Below are 17,027 nucleotides of genomic sequence, written 5' to 3' on the forward strand. Positions count from 1 at the left end.
CTATGTTACAATGTGTAGATTTAGAAATAGAACAAGGTGCTTTTAGCTTGTCTAATATTAATTTTAAAGTTGATAAAGGTGAGTATTTGGTGCTAATGGGTAAAACAGGTAGTGGTAAAACAACACTTATAGAGGCTATTTGTGGATTGCGAAAAGTAAAAAAAGGACAAGTATTACTGCACTCTAATAATATAACAAACCTAGTTCCTGGTCAAAGGCAAATAGGATACGTGCCGCAAGACGGAGCTTTATTTTCTACAATGACAGTAGCAGAAAATATAGGCTTTGCACTAAAAATAAGAAAATGGCCTAAATTAAAAATTGAAGAAAGAGTGCAAGAGTTAGCTGTTTTATTAGGAGTAGAACAACTACTAAACAGAAGCGTAGATAACTTAAGTGGAGGAGAAAAACAACGTGTGGCACTTGGTAGGGCTTTAAGTTTTTATCCTCAAATTTTGTGTTTAGACGAGCCTTTAAGTGCATTAGACCAAGCTACAAAGTCAGAAATTATACTATTACTCCAAAATTTAGCGCAAAAGTTACAACTTGTAATTGTTCATATATCACACTCAGAAAGTGAAGCTAAAAAACTAGCAACTAGTATTTTAAGTTTAAAAGACGGTACTTTAGAGAAGGTTAGTTTGTAGACTGTTTTTATTTTGTTAAATAAAACCCTAGCTGTAATACTAATACTATAAATAAATAATTCTTATTTTTGAGGTACATAAACTGTAGATAGTCATACTATTACACTAACCAATTATTTATGGATGACATTTTGATAAACATTGGCAGACAGCTAAAGCTGGCTCGCCAAAAGAGAAACTTAACCCTACAGCAAGTCGCCAAAAGAACGGGCGTAAGCGCAGGGTTAATTTCAAAGATTGAGAACCTTAGAACAACTCCCTCTTTACCGGTTTTGCTTAAAATTATGCAAACCTTGCAGATAGAGTTGTCTGAATTAGAACTTTCTTCTAGTATTGATGGAGATTATATTCTTATTAAAAAGGGTACAGGAACCAGAGAAGACCGAGAAGACTCTGAACAATTAGAGTATACACATTTATTATCTAATACTTCTAAAGGAGAAAGTATACGTGTATATTTAATAACTGTACTACCATTAGCGGTTAGAAAACCTATTTCTACCAATGCAAATGAACTTGTTTATGTGTTAAGTGGTTCGCCAACTTATACACTAAAAGGCAACGAGGTAACATTAGACCAAGGAGATTTATTATTTTTTGATGGTACCGTTGCACATGGTATATCTAACAAGTTTAATGAGCCTGCAGTATTGTTAAAAGTTTACTTACTGCATTAAATAGCTACAAGCTTAAAAAACAAAAACCTTCAGTTAACTGAAGGTTTTTTGTTTTGTATAAATATTATGTTTAATGTTTATCTTTCTTTTTGCCAAAAAGCTTTTTAAACAAGCCAATAATAGGTAAAGTTAAGAGTCCAATTACTAGTCCTAATAAAAATTCTTTTAGCATAGCTGGTAACGGAACATCTTCAATTAAGTGGTGTAAAAAGTCTATGTTGTGTGCAAATACACCACCAGCAACAGAAAGTAGTGCTAGTGTGCCTACAACGGCTAAAAATTTAATTACCCAAGGTAAAGCGTTTACTAGCAGTCTGCCTACTTTGTCAGAAAAGCTATTGTCTTGTTCGTTTAGGTTAATTAGTTTTAAACCAAATTCATCCATTCTAACAATTAGTGCAACTATACCATAAACACCAACAGTGGCAATAATGGCAATTACTGTTACCACCATTATTTGTGTAGAAATTGGCTGATCTGTAACTGTACCTAATGCAATAATTACAATTTCTACAGAAAGGATGAAATCTGTAAATATGGCCGATTTAATACGTCCTTTTTCAAGTTTTTGTAGTTCTTCAATAGTAATGTCTTCATCTAAAAGCTCATTACTCTCGTGTTTATGACCGGCTAAAAACTCATAAATTTTTTCTGCACCTTCATAAGCCAAATACAATCCGCCTAAAACAAGTATAATAGTTACCGCAATTGGTATAAAAGCACTTAATAAAAATGCAAAGGGAAGTATTATAAGTTTATTTAAAAACGATCCTTTTGTAATTGCCCAAAGTACAGGTAGTTCTCTGTCTGATATAAACCCTGAAGCCTTTTCTGCATTCACCGCTAAATCGTCTCCAAGTATACCTGCTGTCTTTTTAGCAGCAACTTTACTCATTACAGCAACGTCATCCATAAGCGCTGCTATATCATCTAATAATGCAAAAAAACCTGATGCCATATATGTCTATCTTTTTTTAAAGTCTAAAATTAGAGTTTTTCTTTAAACTGATGAAGTCACAAATATAAATGATTAAAATAAAGTTTAATTTAGGAGAGATGTTTTGGCGAGTGATTTTGATAAAAAACAGAATTAGAGCTAAAAACTTTTATAAGATGATCTGATTTTTTTCACCTTAAAAAAGGTATAAAACCAAAAAAACCTTCAACAAATGTTGAAGGTTTTTGCGGTCTGGACGGGACTCGAACCCGCGACCCCCTGCGTGACAGGCAGGTATTCTAACCAACTGAACTACCAGACCGTGGCGTTTAGCGGTTGCAAATATACAGAGGTTATTTAATTCAGCAAAACTTTTTTGAAGAAATTTTCAAAAAAAATTAAAATTTTTGTCGCTCCACCATATACGTGTTAAAAACCGAAGCAAAATTTTTAGCAATATCTACGCCAACATATTTTATCTTGTATTGTGCGCATTTTAATTTAATGTCTGATAAGTAATTAGTTAGCTCTTTTTGGTAAGCTTCTTTTACGTTTTCAGCATACAAATCTATCTCTTGTTTGGTCTCTACATCTACAAAACGCTTTGGTGCATCATCAAAATTAAAAAAATGTTCTTTTTCTTTATCAAGGAGATGAAAAAGTACAACTTCATGTTTATTATATTTTAAATGTTGTAATGCTTCAAACAATTTTATGTCCTCTTCTTCGGTCTGAAACATATCAGTAAAAAGAAAAACCAAACTACGCCTGTGCATTTTTTCGGCTATCTGGTGTAAATAGGTATATGTTTTTGTTTTTTGAGCCGGATTTTTATCTGTTACCACTTCTGTAAGCTTTGCCAACAACATTTGGTGGTGGCGTTCACTACTTTTTTCTGATACATAATAGTTGTAAGCATCAGAATAAATACTTAAACCAACAGCATCTCTCTGTTTTTTTAAAATATTCATTAAACCGGCAATGGCTAAAACGCCAAACCCTATTTTATTTAGGTTATTTACATCTAGTTTTTTTGTTTCAGGATAATGCATAGAGGCAGAGTTGTCTAAGATCATATGACACCTTAAATTGGTTTCTTCCTCATATCTTTTAGTGTATAACTTATCTGTTTTTGCAAAAAGTTTCCAGTCTATATGCTTGGTACTTTCTCCTTTGTTGTAAATTTTGTGCTCTGCAAACTCGGCAGAAAACCCATGAAACGGACTTTTATGTATTCCGCTAATAAAACCCTCTACCACCTGTTTTGCTAGTAACTCTAGGTTTAGCAGTGGTTGCGCATTTAAATTGTCCTTTAGGTTCATAATTTACTTTTTTATGGTTTGCGCTCTTTCTAAATCATCTGTAGTTTGCAATAGTTTTTTTAGTAGAATAGGGTTAAAGTTAGGGTTTTTGCTTAAAAAATCTTCACGTATTTGGTAAGCATCTTTAGAGCTGTATTTACCAATACAACTTGCCAACCAGTTTTTTGGAAAAAATATATCTCCTGTAAGTTGCACCTCTTCTAACTTTTGTAAACATTTTGTCAAATGCTTTTTACTTTCATTTTGGCGTAGCGGATGGTGAATGTAGCTTAGTGCTGTTGTAACCCAAGATTCTTTTTCTCTGTTTTTGGCATCAAATAAAGAAACCATAAAAGCATCTCTTTGCTCTACATTGTTACTTATAGATGGTTGTAGCCATATAAATTTTGCAAGTTTATCTGGGTTGCTAATACGCTTTTCTTGTTCTTTTATAATTTCTGTAGCCTTTGGGTGTTTTTTTAAAGATAATTCACTTGCAAGACTAGTGTAATCATCCTCATTTAAAAATAATTGTGGTATACTCAATTCTTTTGTCCAAATAGCGTGTAAATTTTCTAATGCTTTAGAAGATATGGCAAGCGATTTATACAGATTAAATATATCTTTTTTGAATGCCTTTGGTTTAGAGCTGTTTAATAATGCAAACAACTTATTTTCTGTTGTAGTCTGAATTTTTTCTTTATGTTTTTCTGATAAAAATTTCCAGTAAATATCTCTGGTTCTTCCTGTAATATAATTTAAAACAAGCTCATTTTTTTCTGATGCTACTCCGTTTAAAAATATATTAAAAGCATCTAAAGCTGGTACCTTATTATTTAAAAACACTTCATATAAATTTATATAGCTGTAACCACGAGCGGTAGCATCTTTAATTTCTTTTATTTTAGAAATATGAGCAACATTAACCGGAAAAACTCCATATCCAAAACCGTTAGCGTTGTATATAATTTGCTCGGGCTTTGCAAGTCCTATAGTTTCTTTTAGTTGAAGGTTTTTACTATTTATTGCTACATTTATAGTTTTTACACTGTCTTTATACACAAGCTGTATAGCAAAAGATTGTGGCCATATTTTATCTGTACCATCTTCTGCCCTTTGCGTAATTGTAAAATTGGTTATTTTGTTATCCTTGTAGGTAATATTATCTGTAAAAACTGGTCTTCCAGGTTGGTTTACCCACACATTAGACCATTGTTTAATATCTACGTCAGATTTTTTATCTAAAATAGAAACCAAGTCGTTCCAATCTGCATTGTCATTGGCATACGTTTTTATATACTCTTGCATTCCCTCTTTAAAAGCATCTTTTCCTAATACGGCTTCTAATTGCTGCATCATTATTGGTGCTTTGTTGTAAATAATACGACCATATAAAGAGCCTGCATTTTTTAAATTGCCCAAATGTTGCTTAATAGGATTTGTGCCTTTAGTACGATCTTCAGAATATGCACTAGGGTAGTGTGTCATCATAAATTTTAATTGATGATTTATATCTGGAAAAAGCGGATTCATAATCTTATCTGCCATAAAGTTGGCAAACACTTCTTTTAGCCAAACATCATCAAACCATTGCATAGTAACCAAATCTCCAAACCACATATGTGATGTTTCATGTGCAATTAACTTAGCACGAGATAACTTTTGGTTCTGCGTAGCATTCTTATCTAAAAATAAAGAAGATTCTCTATATTGTATTGCGCCTACGTGTTCCATACCGCCATATTGAAAAGGAGGGATACTAGCAAAGTCCATTTTCTGAAAAGGAAAATCATAGTTGGTATAATCTATTAAAAAATCTAAAGACTGTTGGTGAATGTTAAAAACCTCATTTGTACTCTCTGCAATTTTTTCTTTATTATTTTCTCTGTATAAAAAGCGCATATCAAAAGCACCAGGGTTTTTAACTTCTTCAGTAAATTTACCTGCAACAAATGAAAACAAGTAAGTACTCATTTTATCAGTGGTATTAAAAATATGGGTAGTGTACTCTTCTTTTTCTATTTTTTCTTTTTCTGTACCGCCGCAAAGTACTTTCCAATCTTTAGGAGCTGTAATGGTTAAGTCGTAAGTTGCTTTTAAGTTAGGTTGGTCTAAACACGGAAACAAAGTACTAGCCCTGTCTGGCACTAATAACGTATATAAAAACTCTTTGTTTCTGTTAAGTGATAACTCACCTGCGTTAAAAGAAATTTCAATTTTATTTTCTCCTATTACTAATGCATTTTTATCTATAATTAAATGCTCGTTGGTATGGTTAATTGGAGTGCTTTTACCATTTACGCTAAGTGTTTTTAAATGATCTTTATCTTCATTAAAATCTAAAATTAGATCATATTGCAGGTCGGTAATGTTTGCAGCAAGTACTAATGTAGTAGGTATTGGATCTTCTTGACTTTTAGGAATAGAAAAATTTAGCGCATAATGCAAGTTCTTAATTTGTTCTTTTCTATAATTTGCAAGGTCTAAAGAAATTCCTTTTTCAACTTGTAAAGGTTTAATTTCTTTTTTTTGAGGACAACCAATTAAGGTTAAAGCTAGTAGTGTAAGGAGCGTAATTTTTTTCATAAATAAAAAAAGGTAAGTAGTAAAAATAAAAAAGGGTTTGACAAACGCCAAACCCTTTTTTTATAATTGTATGTTTATAGACTATAATAAAGCGTCTATTGCGTCTGTGTAAACTTGTTTAGGAGAAACGCCAACTTGTCTGCTAACCATTTCACCACCTTTAAATACTAATACTGTAGGTATGTTACGTACACCATATTTAGCTGCAAATTCTTGGTTTGCATCTACATCTACTTTACCAACAACAGCTTTTCCTTCGTACTCAGAACTAACTTCGTCAATAATAGGACCAACCATTCTACATGGACCACACCAAGCTGCCCAAAAATCTACAACAACTGGTTTGTCACTTTTTAAAACAACTTCGTCAAAAGTTGCGTCTGTTATTTCTAATGCCATAATTTTATTTTTTAATATTATACAAAGTTAGTCAAATAAATTCCTATTTCCTTAACAACGAACTATACCTATTATCTATTGTTCTATTAATTATTTTTATAACAGAACATAAGGGGTATTGTTATTTTTTAATGTTTTAAAATTAATTGTAATTCTACGGCTACGCAAATAAATTATCTAATAAATGCTCTTCAACCAAATTAGGAACAGTAACCTTTAGTTCTGGTGTTCTTTTCATCTCTCGTTCTATGGCAAAAATAGCCTCTTTGTTACGTGCCCAGCTTCGTCTAGATATTCCGTTATTAACATCGTAAAAAAGCATATTTTTCAACTTTTTTGAAGCCTCTGTAGAACCATCTAACACCATGCCAAAACCGCCATTAATAACTTCTCCCCAGCCAACACCGCCACCGTTATGTATAGATACCCAAGTGGCACCTCTAAAACTGTCTCCAATTACATTATGTATGGCCATATCTGCGGTAAATTTACTACCATCATAAATATTGCTGGTTTCTCTAAACGGAGAATCTGTACCACTAACATCATGGTGATCTCTACCTAAAACTACAGGGGCAGAAAGTTCTCCTGTTTTTATAGCTTTATTAAAAGCTTCTGCAATTTTAGCTCTACCTTCTGCATCTGCATATAAAATACGCGCTTGTGAGCCAACAACCAGCTTGTTTTGTTCAGCTTCTCTAATCCAAGTAATATTATCTTGCATTTGTTGCTGAATTTCTTCTGGAGCAGTAGCCTTAATTTCTTCCATTACTTTTAAAGCAATAGCATCTGTTTTTTGTAAATCTTCAGGTTTACCAGAAGAACATACCCAGCGGAAAGGACCAAAACCATAATCAAAACACATAGGTCCTAATATATCTTGTACATAAGATGGGTACTTAAAATCTATATTGTTTTCTGCCATAACATCGCCGCCTGCACGCGATGCTTCAAGTAAAAAGGCATTGCCATAATCAAAAAAGTAAGTGCCATTTGCTGTATGCTTATTAATTGCAGCTACCTGTCTTTTTAAAGATTCTTGTACTTTTTGCTTAAAAGCATCAGGATTGGTACTCATTAACTCATTAGATTCTTCAAAAGAAATACCTGCAGGGTAATAACCACCTGCCCAAGGGTTGTGTAAAGATGTTTGATCTGACCCTAAATGAATAAAAATATTTTCATCATAAAAACGTTCCCAAACTTCTACAATATTTCCAATGTAAGCAATAGAAACAACCTCTTTATTCTCTTGTGCTTTTTTAGTTCTATCAACTAAATCGTCAATAGAGTCAATTAAAACGTCTACCCAGCCTTGTGTATGTCTTTTGGTGGCAGCTGCAGCATTAACTTCTGCACAAATAGTAATGCAACCAGCTATATTACCAGCTTTTGGTTGTGCGCCACTCATACCACCTAAACCAGCAGTTAAAAATATTTTTCCAGAAGGTGTTTCATTAGGTTGCAGTACTTTTCTAAAGGCATTCATAACTGTAATTGTGGTTCCGTGTACAATACCTTGTGGGCCAATGTACATATAAGAACCAGCAGTCATTTGTCCGTACTGGGTAACACCAAGTGCATTGTATTTTTCCCAATCATCTGGCTTAGAATAGTTAGGAATCATCATACCATTAGTAACAACAACTCTAGGTGCATCTTTGGTAGAAGGAAAAAGTCCCATTGGATGACCAGAATAGATATGCAGAGTTTGTTCTTCTGTCATTGTTGCTAAATATTGCATAGTTAACAAGTATTGCGCCCAATTCTGAAAAACAGCACCATTACCACCATAGGTAATAAGTTCCTCTGGATGTTGTGCAACTGCAGGGTCTAAGTTATTCATAATCATTAATTGCAATGCAGCAGCTTGTGGTGTTTTTGCTGGATATTCTGATATTGGTCTGGCATAAATATCATATTTGGGCTTAAACCTAAACATATAAATACGTCCATAACTTAGTAGTTCATTAGCAAACTCTTTTGATAATTCTGCGTGCCAAGCAACAGGAAAATAACGCAAGGCATTTTTTAGAGCCAATTTTTTTTCGTCTAAAGAAAGAATGTCTTTTCTTTTTGGAGCGTGATTAGCATTTGGGGTGTAATTTTTTTTTGGAGGTAATAGAGATGGAATACCTTGCAGAATTTGAGATTTAAAATCCATTTTTTATATGTTATAATGAAGCTGAATTCGTTATTTTTTTAAGCTATTTTAGTTCCTTTTTTCCAAACCATATTTGGTTTTAGTTGTCCTTGTTGGTATAAAATTTCTTTATAGTTTGCTGTTGGAAAAGCAATAAAATCTGCCATAAACCCACTGTTTAACACACCTCTATCTTTAAGGCCTAGTGCCGCCGCAGCTCTAAAAGTAATACCAGATAAAACCTCTGCATTACTCAGTTTTTGAAAAGTTCCTAAGATTGAGGCTTGGGTAAGTAAGTCTCCCATAGGAGCAGAACCCGGATTGTGGTCACTGGCAATAGCAACTGCACCACCAGCATCTAAAAACTTACGAGCAGGTGTAAACGCACAACCTAAACCAATACTAGCGCCAGGTAAAGCTGTAGCAATAACATTGCTTTTTGCTAAAATATTTATTTCTTCTGTAGTACTTGCTTCTAAATGGTCTGCACTTATAGCATTAAAATCTACAGCCACTTTGCTACCACCTGTAGAAAACTGATCTGCATGTACCGTTATTGTAAAGCCCATTTCCTTTGCCTTTTTAAAGTAAGGTGCAATTACTTCTGCTGTAAAAGCACCTTCTTCAATAAAAGCATCAATTCTGGTTGTTAAACGTTCTTCTTTTAAAAGGGGGAAAAGGGAGATGCTTATTTCTTCTAAATACTCACTTGCCGTACCAGGGTAATCTTTAGGGTGCATATGTGCAGCCAAGCAAGTAGAGACTAAATCTGCTTTAATTCTGTTATCCACATTTTTTATAGCGCGTAGCATTTTAAGTTCTTCATAAACCGATAAACCGTAGCCACTTTTAACCTCTATAGTAGTAACGCCATTTTTTAAATGTTTGTTAGCTCTTTTAGTAATGCCATCTTCTAATTCTAAAATACTAGCTTTTCTGGTTTGGGTTACTGTGTCCCAAATGCCACCACCAGCTTTAGAAATTTCTAAATAAGTTTTGCCGGCATTACGCATAGCATAATCATTAGCTCTGGTGCCACCAAAACAAATATGTGTATGAGAATCTATAAAACCAGGGAAGCAAACACTATCACCTATTACTTCTTCTAACAAGGTATTTTTAATGTCTATTTGTTTTAATAACTCTTTGTATGTGCCAACAGCTATCATAGTATTATTTTCAACTATAATACCGCCATTTTCTATAACTACAAGTTCTTCATCCTTAACGGCACCTTTAACGGCAATGCCTGTCATTGGTAATAGTTGTGTAAACGGACCTATAAGTTTTTGTTTCATATTAGTAGATTTCAAATTCATCTGCAAACGGAATCTCCATTTCTAAATTTTCTCGTTCTTTTACCTCTTCAATAGCATTTAAAATGGTTTGGTTTTGTATCATTTCTATTCCTGCTTCAATATCGGTAGCAAACACACGATCTTTATCTGCAAAGGCAACTTTTTCTCTAATTTTTTTATGTACTTCTTCTAAAAATAAGCCCGATTTAAGTGGTTTTCTAAATTCAAAAGCTTGTGCAGCAGTTAGCATTTCTATAGCTAATATTTTTTCTACATTACAAATAACTTGTAGTGCTTTGCGTCCTCCAATAGATCCCATACTTACGTGGTCTTCTTGTCCTAAAGACGTTGGTATACTATCTGCACTAGAAGGAAAACAAAGACCTTTATTTTCACTAGCTAAGGCAGCAGTAGTGTATTGCAATATCATATAACCAGAGTTAATTCCGGTTTCATTCATTAATAATTTAGGCACTCCAGGGCTATTACCTTCTAAGGCTAAGTATATTCTTCGGTCAGATATGTTACCAACCTCAGACGCAGCTAAACAAGCATAGTCTAATGCCATAGCTAAAGGCTGACCGTGAAAACTACCACCACTAATTGTTAGTTCTTCATCTATAATAATAGGGTTATCTGTAACCGAATTTAACTCAATCTCTAACAATTCTTTTAAATGCAACCACGCATTTCTAGATGCACCGTGAACTTGCGGAATACAACGCAAAGAATAAGGATCTTGTACCCTATTGCAATTTGCATGATCTTCCATTATCTCAGATCCTTTAAGCAAGCGTTTTACTTTTTTAGCAACATACATATTGCCTTTAAAAGGGCGTAATGCGTGCAGTTCATTATAAAATGGTTTAATAGAACCTTGCAAGCCTTCAATCATCATTGCACCAATAATATCTGCTTGTGAAAGGCAACTTTGCAATTTTTCTACCACTTTTACAGCGTGTGCAGCAATAAACTGTGTGCCGTTAATTAGCGCTAAACCTTCTTTAGGACCTAAGTTTATGCTTTGCATTTCTGTTTTATCAAACAAAGATGAGGTTTCCATAATCTCACCCATATAATTAACCTTACCCAAACCAATTAATGGTAAAAACAAATGAGAAAGCGGAGCCAAATCACCAGATGCGCCAACAGAACCTTGAGCCGGCACAACAGGAATTGCATCAGTATTTATATGCCATAAAATACGGTCTAAAGTTGCTTCTGCAATACCAGAATATCCTTGTGCAAGACTATTCATTTTTAAGATAAGCATAAGTTTAGCAATCTCTTTATCTATTGGTTCTCCTACACCAACACTATGACTTTTTAAAATGTTACTTTGTAATATTTTTGTTTCTTCTTTAGATATTTTAGTAGTACATAAAGGTCCAAACCCGGTGTTTATACCATAAACAGGATCTCCTTTTTCTACAATATTAGCAACAGTTTTACTGCTGTTTCTTATTTTTATACGAGAAAAATCTGAAATTAACCCTTTGGTTTTGCCTCTTGCAATTGAAAGAGCAATACCAGCCGTTAAATGATCTTCTCCAAAATTAAAGGTCTTAGGTGCGTTACGCATAGCATATATTTTAATACTATAAAATTATTGATTATGTTTGATGATTGCCAATATCATATTTATCAATAATTAATAACTATGAGTTATCAAATAGAGTTACGCCATTTTAATTATTTTTTAGCTGTAGCAGAAGAATTACACTTTAGAAAAGCAGCAGAACGTTTGTTTATATCGCAACCAGGTTTAAGTAGACAAATAAAACAAATGGAAGAAATTTTAGAGACACAGCTTTTTATTAGAAATAAAAAAAAGGTTTCCTTAACAGCTGCTGGAGTTTACTTAAAAGATGAAATAGAGTTTATTTTAAACCATTTAGAGTTAACAAAACGACATATAAAATTGGTAAGTCAGGGTAAGTTTGGTGAGCTTAACATAGGTTTTTTGGGTTCTGCAATGCAAACCGTAATTCCGGATTTGTTATTAAAGCTGAAAGATGCTTTCCCAGAAATTAATACAAGTTTAGAAGAACTCTCTAACAATGCACAGTTAAATGCTGTTTTAAAAGATGGTTTAGATATTGGTTTTGTGCGTATGGTTAGGGTACCAAAGGGTTTGTGTATTAAACCAGTATTTAATGATACATTTTCTGTGGTTGTACCAGCAAACCATAAAATAACAGAAACTAAATTTAATGGAATGGAACAGTTTAAAGGAGAAAATTTTATTCTGTTTTCACAAGATTACAGTCCGCTGTATTATGATACGGTAATGAGTATTTGTGAAGATGCTGGTTTTACACCAAAGGTTTCTCATAAGTCTGTACATGCGCAAACTATTTTTACATTGGTAGAAAACAATTTGGGAGTTGCCATTGTACCTACATCTTTGCAACAAGGTTTTAATATGAATGTAAAATTTATAGAACTAAAAAAAATACCGCAGCGAGCCGTATTGTCTGTTATTTGGAAAGAAGACAATAGAAACCCGGTTTTAAAACATTGTATGCAGTTGTTGTTGGGTGATGAAAAATAGATATATTTGAAGTAAGTAATAACTCACAAATATTTTATGACTTTTTCAAAAAAAGAATTTTTATGGTTTTTAGGTGCTGTATTAACATCATTTTTAACCTTAGTATTGATATTTGGAATTGATGGATTTAAAGCTGATGAAACAATAGATATAAATATTCACGATACCTATTTTGTTTTTTCAAATACTCCTTTCTTTTGGTTTTTAGGAGCTCTTATTTTCTTTGTTATTTATTTTTTTAGAATGATAAGAGGGAAATTCAAAAATGTATTTGTAGGCATTTTAGTTCTGTTATTTTGTTTGGGTTTAATATTGCTGTTAAGTAAAATTATTTATGTTGTTGATTCTTTTTTACAATCAACCATAGGCTTTCAAGAAAGTGGAGGCGATAAAGAAATTTCTCCTGTAACTAAAATATTATCAGCCTTTACTAATGTACTCTTTGTAATTAAAGTTTTATTTTTACTAATACTATCTTATTCTGCCTACAGAATAGGTAAAACTAGAGGGTAGTTAAGTTTTATGTAAATTTTGATTAAAATTGAATTATGATTTTTGATATAATAAAGAAGAGGAGATCTGTGTTTCCTGCGCAATACAATAGCAAACCAATAGCTAAAGAATTAATTGAAAAGGTTTTGGAGGCAGGTAATTGGGCACCATCTCACAAAAAAACTGAACCTTGGCGTTTTAAAGTAATACAAGGAGAAACTAGAGCAAAACTAGGAATGTTTTTGTCTTTAAAATATATGGAAAACGACCCAAATCCAAAGAAATTTAAGGTAGAAAAACTAATAAACAATCCGCAAAAGGCAGGAGCAATAATAGCTATTTGTATGCAGAGAGACCCTAGTGAGTCTGTGCCAGAATGGGAAGAAGTTGCGGCAACGGCAATGGCAGTACAAAATATGTGGCTTATCTGCACAGATTTAGGTATAGGTAGTTATTGGAGTTCTCCTGGCTTAATAAAACATATGGGCGATTTTTTTGCAATGGAAGAAGGAGAAGTTTGTTTGGGTTTCTTTTATATGGGGTACACAGATGATGAACTTCCGGAAGCAACTAGAGGTGCTGTTGAAGATAAAACAACTTGGCTTTAACTATTAGAGTTCCTTAATAGTAAAGTAGAGTTGCTGAATAACCGCACTCATCTTGTTTATGTTTAATGTTTCAAGAGAATCCTTATTTGTGTGATAATTCTTGTTGCGGTAAAAAGAGGTATTGGTGATCATAACTGCTGGGTAATTTAAATTCCAGTAGTTTAAATGATCTGAAAAATCCACGCCAGTAACAAGAGAAGATCCTTTAAAAGATACAGTAGGTATCAGTTTCTGTTTCTTCATTAAGTTTTCAATTTCAGTACCAAAATTGCCGCTTTTTTCATTTTGAACAACAGTTATAAAATTAGCACGATTGCCATAAATGGTGCTCATCTCTTTAATTGGGTAGGTTTGTGTATTGGGTTCGTCCTTATAATAACCAATCATTTCTAAGCAAATCATACCTTTTACGGTTATGTTGTTTTCCTTTAAGTAATTTGCATGCACATAACTTCCCATTTTCTCAGTTCTAAAAAAAGGAGGTTCTTCTAAAGTATAGGCAACAAAATCTATTCTATAATCAAGTTTCTCTTTGGCTAATAAACGTGCTAATTCTAATAATCCTGCAACGCCACTTGCATTATCATCTGCACCTTCTTGATCGCCGTATACATCATAGTGGGCACCAATAATTAACCGTTCTTTATATTCTGTGCCAATAGAGCCAAGGACATTTTTATAAGTTTCATTCTCAACCTTATATTCTTGGTAAGCAGTAGTGTCGCACACCTTAGCAAGTTCCACTTTAATATAGCTAGCAATTGAGTTAAGAGTTTTAATATTTTTATAATTCCGGCTATTTTGTGTTTTTGTAATTTTTAGCAAGTCATTTTTAATACGTACCGTATCTATATTAGTTGCAGTTTGGGTGCTAACCTTTTTTTGTCCACAAGAAATTAAAAAGGAAAGTAGTAGAATGGCTGATAGTATTTTTTTCATACTTGTGGTTTTAATTATAAAAAAACGGAAACAACGCTTCACTATATTCCCATACTTTAGATACAAATAAACCAAGGTATACTATGGCAATAATAAATTTTAAAAAAGTACCTGTTAAAAAACCAATAAAGGAACCAAAAGCAGCTTTTAAAGCTGTTTTTTGGTCGGCTTTATTTAAAAGCTCACCTACTAAAGCACCAATAAAAGGCCAAACTACAATTCCAAATACTCCAAGAACAGGAAAAAATACAGCTACTAATAGGCCAATAGTTGTACCTATCATACCAGCTTTTGTACCTCCAAATTTTTTAGTTCCAATTGCAGGAATAATATAATCTAATGCAAAAACTATTAGAGCTACTGCTAAAGTTATACCAAGAAAAACCCAATCGTTAGGTATAGCTTTGGTTAAATAAAGTACTAATAGACCCAACCAACTAATTGGAGGCCCAGGTAATACTGGTAAAAAACTCCCTATAATACCAGTTAGTATTAGAACAAAACCAATTATTAAAAGCGCTATATCCATACAATAGTTTACTTGTTTGACGAAGATAACAACAATTTGTTACAAATTTTTTACCTAAAAAATTAGTTTAAACTAAAATATTAGTTATATTAGCGAAAGAATATAAGATAAATAGTACTAATTTAATATTCAAAATATTCTAGAATATATATAAAATAAAAGAGAATGAAGCAATTAACAAAGGCAGAGGAAGAAATTATGCAAGTGCTATGGGAGTTAGAAAAAACAACTGTAGCAGCTGTTATAGAAAAATTGCCAACACCAAAACCAGCCTATAATACAGTATCTACTATTGTACGTATTTTAGAAAATAAAGGCTTTGTTGGGCACGAAAAATTAGGAAGAGGATATCTGTATTTTCCGTTGATAAAAAAAGCAGATTATAGCAATCAGTCTATAAATAAATTAATGGAAGGATATTTTCAAGGTTCATTTAAAAGTATGGTTTCTTTTTTTATGAAAAAGAACGATATGAGTTTATCTGAATTGGAATCTATTTTAAAAGATATTAAAGAGGACGATAAAAAAGAATAGTTATGGTACAGTATATAGTTTTAGTAATCACATTTCAGTTGTTGTTTTTGGCAATTTATGATTTGTTTTTAAAAAAGGAGACTTTTTTCCAGAGCAACAGAGTGTATTTAATAGGTACGTTTTTAGTGTCTTTATTTTTACCTTTTGTAAAGTTGCCAGTCTTTAAAACTGTAGTATCACAGCAATATGCAGCCATTGTTTTAGATGAAATTGTATTAACAGCAAATTCACCACAAGCTGCAGCAGAGAGCAGTTTTCCTTGGCTTAAAGTGGTATTTGTAATTGGCGCAGTAGTAGCGTTTGCATTGTTTGTTTATAAAATTTATCAGATTATAAAATTGAAGCAAGCGGGAGAAAAGCAAAAATTCACAGACTATATAAAAGTTACAATCCCTAAAAGCAATAATGCCTTTTCATTTTACAATACTGTTTTTATGGGCGATGCGGTTACAAAAGAAAATGAAGAAGGCATTTTAGAGCACGAGTTAGTACATGTTAAGCAAAAACACACTTTAGATTTATTATTTTTTGAGGTAATGCGCATCGCCCTTTGGTTTAATCCACTTGTGTATGTCTACCAAAACAGAATAGCAGAAGTACACGAGTTTATAGCCGACTCTAAAGTGAAAAAAACGAGTAAAAAAGAACAATACGAGTTATTATTATCTCAAATTTTTGAGACAAAAAATATCTCATTCATCAACCATTTTTATAAATCATCATTAATTAAAAAACGAATAGTTATGTTACAAAAATCAAAATCTGGTAAAGTTTTAAAGCTAAAATATTTAGCATTGGTGCCATTAGTTGCAGGTATGTTATTTTATACCTCTTGTGAAACAGAGAACAATGCTAAAATAGATGCGGTAGAGGCAAAAAGCGAAGTAAATACAACAGCTGCGTTAAGTGAAGTTGTTATTACGGCTCTAAAAATGCCAAGTTCATTTGAAACTACATCAGATTCAGAACTCAAAGAATTAGCACTTAATCGAGAAATAAAAAATACCGAAGTTTTTAATAAGGTTGATGGTGAATTAGTAGCTTTTTCTGAATTGGAAATTCTTCCAAGTTTTCCTGGTAGTGAAGAAGGAGTAAGCACTTTTGAAAGTTTTAATAAGCAAATGAGCAAACACATAAGAAGGCATTTTGCTTATCCAGTAGAAGCTCATGAAAAAGAAATACAAGGTGTTGTATCTATGAGGTTTATAATTGAAGAAGATGGCTCTGTAAAGAACTTACAAATGCGTGGTCCAGATGAATCTTTAGAAAAAGAAGCTGCTCGTATAATTAGTAGATTACCTAAAATGAATCCTGGGATGAAAGATGGTAAACCAGTTAAAGTTCCTTTTTCATTACCAATTACATTTAGATTACAGTAATAAA

At 32.7% G+C, this 17,027-nt stretch carries 16 protein-coding genes and 1 tRNA gene; 7 read left to right on the top strand and 10 right to left on the bottom strand.

Annotation, left to right across the window (positions count from 1 at the left end; translation table 11 throughout):
- Positions 1–2: 2 nt before the first annotated feature.
- On the top strand, positions 3–647 hold the full coding sequence (locus JM80_RS06140) for an ATP-binding cassette domain-containing protein (protein WP_144709488.1): 645 nt from the start codon (positions 3–5) through the stop codon (positions 645–647).
- A 119-nt stretch (positions 648–766) separates the two neighbouring features.
- Positions 767–1,324 carry a helix-turn-helix domain-containing protein gene (locus tag JM80_RS06145; RefSeq protein ID WP_013620440.1) on the top strand — a complete coding sequence of 186 codons (558 nt, stop codon included), beginning with the start codon at positions 767–769 and terminating at the stop codon, positions 1,322–1,324.
- A gap of 70 nt (positions 1,325–1,394) precedes the next feature.
- Here JM80_RS06145 and JM80_RS06150 read toward each other — a convergent pair whose 3' ends face one another.
- From JM80_RS06150 to hutH, 8 genes are all read right to left on the bottom strand, one after another.
- Entirely contained in the window at positions 1,395–2,282 is an 888-nt protein-coding gene (locus tag JM80_RS06150; protein WP_013620439.1) for a DUF808 domain-containing protein, read from the bottom strand.
- Between the two features lie 227 nt (positions 2,283–2,509).
- Positions 2,510–2,583, bottom strand: a tRNA-Asp gene (locus tag JM80_RS06155).
- Positions 2,584–2,659: 76 nt separating this feature from the next.
- Positions 2,660–3,583: a DUF58 domain-containing protein gene (locus JM80_RS06160; protein WP_075694549.1), complete on the bottom strand. Its 924-nt coding sequence runs from the start codon at positions 3,581–3,583 to the stop codon at positions 2,660–2,662.
- A 3-nt stretch (positions 3,584–3,586) separates the two neighbouring features.
- Positions 3,587–6,148: a M1 family aminopeptidase gene (locus JM80_RS06165; RefSeq protein WP_144709489.1), complete on the bottom strand. Its 2,562-nt coding sequence runs from the start codon at positions 6,146–6,148 to the stop codon at positions 3,587–3,589.
- 81 nt (positions 6,149–6,229) lie between these two features.
- Entirely contained in the window at positions 6,230–6,547 is a 318-nt protein-coding gene (gene trxA, locus JM80_RS06170; protein WP_013620436.1) for a thioredoxin, read from the bottom strand.
- Between the two features lie 160 nt (positions 6,548–6,707).
- Positions 6,708–8,711 (bottom strand): urocanate hydratase, encoded by a 2,004-nt coding sequence (locus JM80_RS06175; RefSeq protein WP_144709490.1) that lies wholly within the window; start codon positions 8,709–8,711, stop codon positions 6,708–6,710.
- Between the two features lie 38 nt (positions 8,712–8,749).
- Positions 8,750–9,988 carry an imidazolonepropionase gene (gene hutI / locus JM80_RS06180; protein WP_255436693.1) on the bottom strand — a complete coding sequence of 413 codons (1,239 nt, stop codon included), beginning with the start codon at positions 9,986–9,988 and terminating at the stop codon, positions 8,750–8,752.
- Position 9,989: 1 nt separating this feature from the next.
- On the bottom strand, positions 9,990–11,570 hold the full coding sequence (gene hutH / locus JM80_RS06185) for a histidine ammonia-lyase (RefSeq protein WP_144709492.1): 1,581 nt from the start codon (positions 11,568–11,570) through the stop codon (positions 9,990–9,992).
- A 78-nt stretch (positions 11,571–11,648) separates the two neighbouring features.
- On the opposite strand from hutH, the gene JM80_RS06190 reads away from it, so the two are divergent.
- Genes JM80_RS06190 through JM80_RS06200 form a run of 3 tightly spaced genes read left to right on the top strand, consistent with a single transcriptional unit; the run spans position 11,649 to position 13,642 of the window.
- Complete coding sequence (locus tag JM80_RS06190) at positions 11,649–12,542, top strand: LysR family transcriptional regulator (RefSeq protein WP_013620432.1); 894 nt, start codon at positions 11,649–11,651, stop codon at positions 12,540–12,542.
- A gap of 36 nt (positions 12,543–12,578) precedes the next feature.
- Positions 12,579–13,055, top strand: a complete 477-nt coding sequence (locus tag JM80_RS06195; protein WP_013620431.1) for a hypothetical protein — start codon at positions 12,579–12,581, stop codon at positions 13,053–13,055.
- Positions 13,056–13,090: 35 nt separating this feature from the next.
- Positions 13,091–13,642, top strand: coding sequence for a nitroreductase (locus JM80_RS06200; RefSeq protein WP_144709493.1), 552 nt, complete (start codon positions 13,091–13,093; stop codon positions 13,640–13,642).
- 3 nt (positions 13,643–13,645) lie between these two features.
- Here the strand turns inward: JM80_RS06200 and JM80_RS06205 are convergent, their stop codons facing one another.
- Entirely contained in the window at positions 13,646–14,581 is a 936-nt protein-coding gene (locus JM80_RS06205) for a M28 family peptidase (protein WP_144709494.1), read from the bottom strand.
- A 10-nt stretch (positions 14,582–14,591) separates the two neighbouring features.
- Positions 14,592–15,110 (bottom strand): DUF456 domain-containing protein, encoded by a 519-nt coding sequence (locus JM80_RS06210; protein ID WP_144709495.1) that lies wholly within the window; start codon positions 15,108–15,110, stop codon positions 14,592–14,594.
- A gap of 165 nt (positions 15,111–15,275) precedes the next feature.
- Between JM80_RS06210 and JM80_RS06215 the strand changes: the two genes are divergently transcribed.
- Complete coding sequence (locus tag JM80_RS06215) at positions 15,276–15,644, top strand: BlaI/MecI/CopY family transcriptional regulator (RefSeq protein ID WP_144709496.1); 369 nt, start codon at positions 15,276–15,278, stop codon at positions 15,642–15,644.
- A gap of 2 nt (positions 15,645–15,646) precedes the next feature.
- Positions 15,647–17,023: a M56 family metallopeptidase gene (locus JM80_RS06220; protein ID WP_144709497.1), complete on the top strand. Its 1,377-nt coding sequence runs from the start codon at positions 15,647–15,649 to the stop codon at positions 17,021–17,023.
- Positions 17,024–17,027 lie beyond the last annotated feature (4 nt).

Source organism: Cellulophaga sp. RHA_52 (assembly GCF_007827205.1).
Taxonomy (GTDB): Bacteria; Bacteroidota; Bacteroidia; order Flavobacteriales; family Flavobacteriaceae; genus Cellulophaga; species Cellulophaga lytica.

Bases quoted from the DNA above. Each gene is read 5' to 3' on its own strand.
- trxA (WP_013620436.1), bottom strand. From the start codon at position 6,547: ATGGCATTAGAAATAACAGACGCAACTTTTGACGAAGTTGTTTTAAAA.
- JM80_RS06150 (WP_013620439.1), bottom strand. From the start codon at position 2,282: ATGGCATCAGGTTTTTTTGCATTATTAGATGATATAGCAGCGCTTATG.
- JM80_RS06165 (WP_144709489.1), bottom strand. From the start codon at position 6,148: ATGAAAAAAATTACGCTCCTTACACTACTAGCTTTAACCTTAATTGGT.
- JM80_RS06205 (WP_144709494.1), bottom strand. From the start codon at position 14,581: ATGAAAAAAATACTATCAGCCATTCTACTACTTTCCTTTTTAATTTCT.
- JM80_RS06220 (WP_144709497.1), top strand. From the start codon at position 15,647: ATGGTACAGTATATAGTTTTAGTAATCACATTTCAGTTGTTGTTTTTG.
- JM80_RS06195 (WP_013620431.1), top strand. From the start codon at position 12,579: ATGACTTTTTCAAAAAAAGAATTTTTATGGTTTTTAGGTGCTGTATTA.
- hutH (WP_144709492.1), bottom strand. From the start codon at position 11,570: ATGCGTAACGCACCTAAGACCTTTAATTTTGGAGAAGATCATTTAACG.
- JM80_RS06160 (WP_075694549.1), bottom strand. From the start codon at position 3,583: ATGAACCTAAAGGACAATTTAAATGCGCAACCACTGCTAAACCTAGAG.
- JM80_RS06215 (WP_144709496.1), top strand. From the start codon at position 15,276: ATGAAGCAATTAACAAAGGCAGAGGAAGAAATTATGCAAGTGCTATGG.
- JM80_RS06200 (WP_144709493.1), top strand. From the start codon at position 13,091: ATGATTTTTGATATAATAAAGAAGAGGAGATCTGTGTTTCCTGCGCAA.
- JM80_RS06190 (WP_013620432.1), top strand. From the start codon at position 11,649: ATGAGTTATCAAATAGAGTTACGCCATTTTAATTATTTTTTAGCTGTA.
- JM80_RS06140 (WP_144709488.1), top strand. From the start codon at position 3: ATGTTACAATGTGTAGATTTAGAAATAGAACAAGGTGCTTTTAGCTTG.
- hutI (WP_255436693.1), bottom strand. From the start codon at position 9,988: ATGAAACAAAAACTTATAGGTCCGTTTACACAACTATTACCAATGACA.
- JM80_RS06210 (WP_144709495.1), bottom strand. From the start codon at position 15,110: ATGGATATAGCGCTTTTAATAATTGGTTTTGTTCTAATACTAACTGGT.
- JM80_RS06145 (WP_013620440.1), top strand. From the start codon at position 767: ATGGATGACATTTTGATAAACATTGGCAGACAGCTAAAGCTGGCTCGC.
- JM80_RS06175 (WP_144709490.1), bottom strand. From the start codon at position 8,711: ATGGATTTTAAATCTCAAATTCTGCAAGGTATTCCATCTCTATTACCT.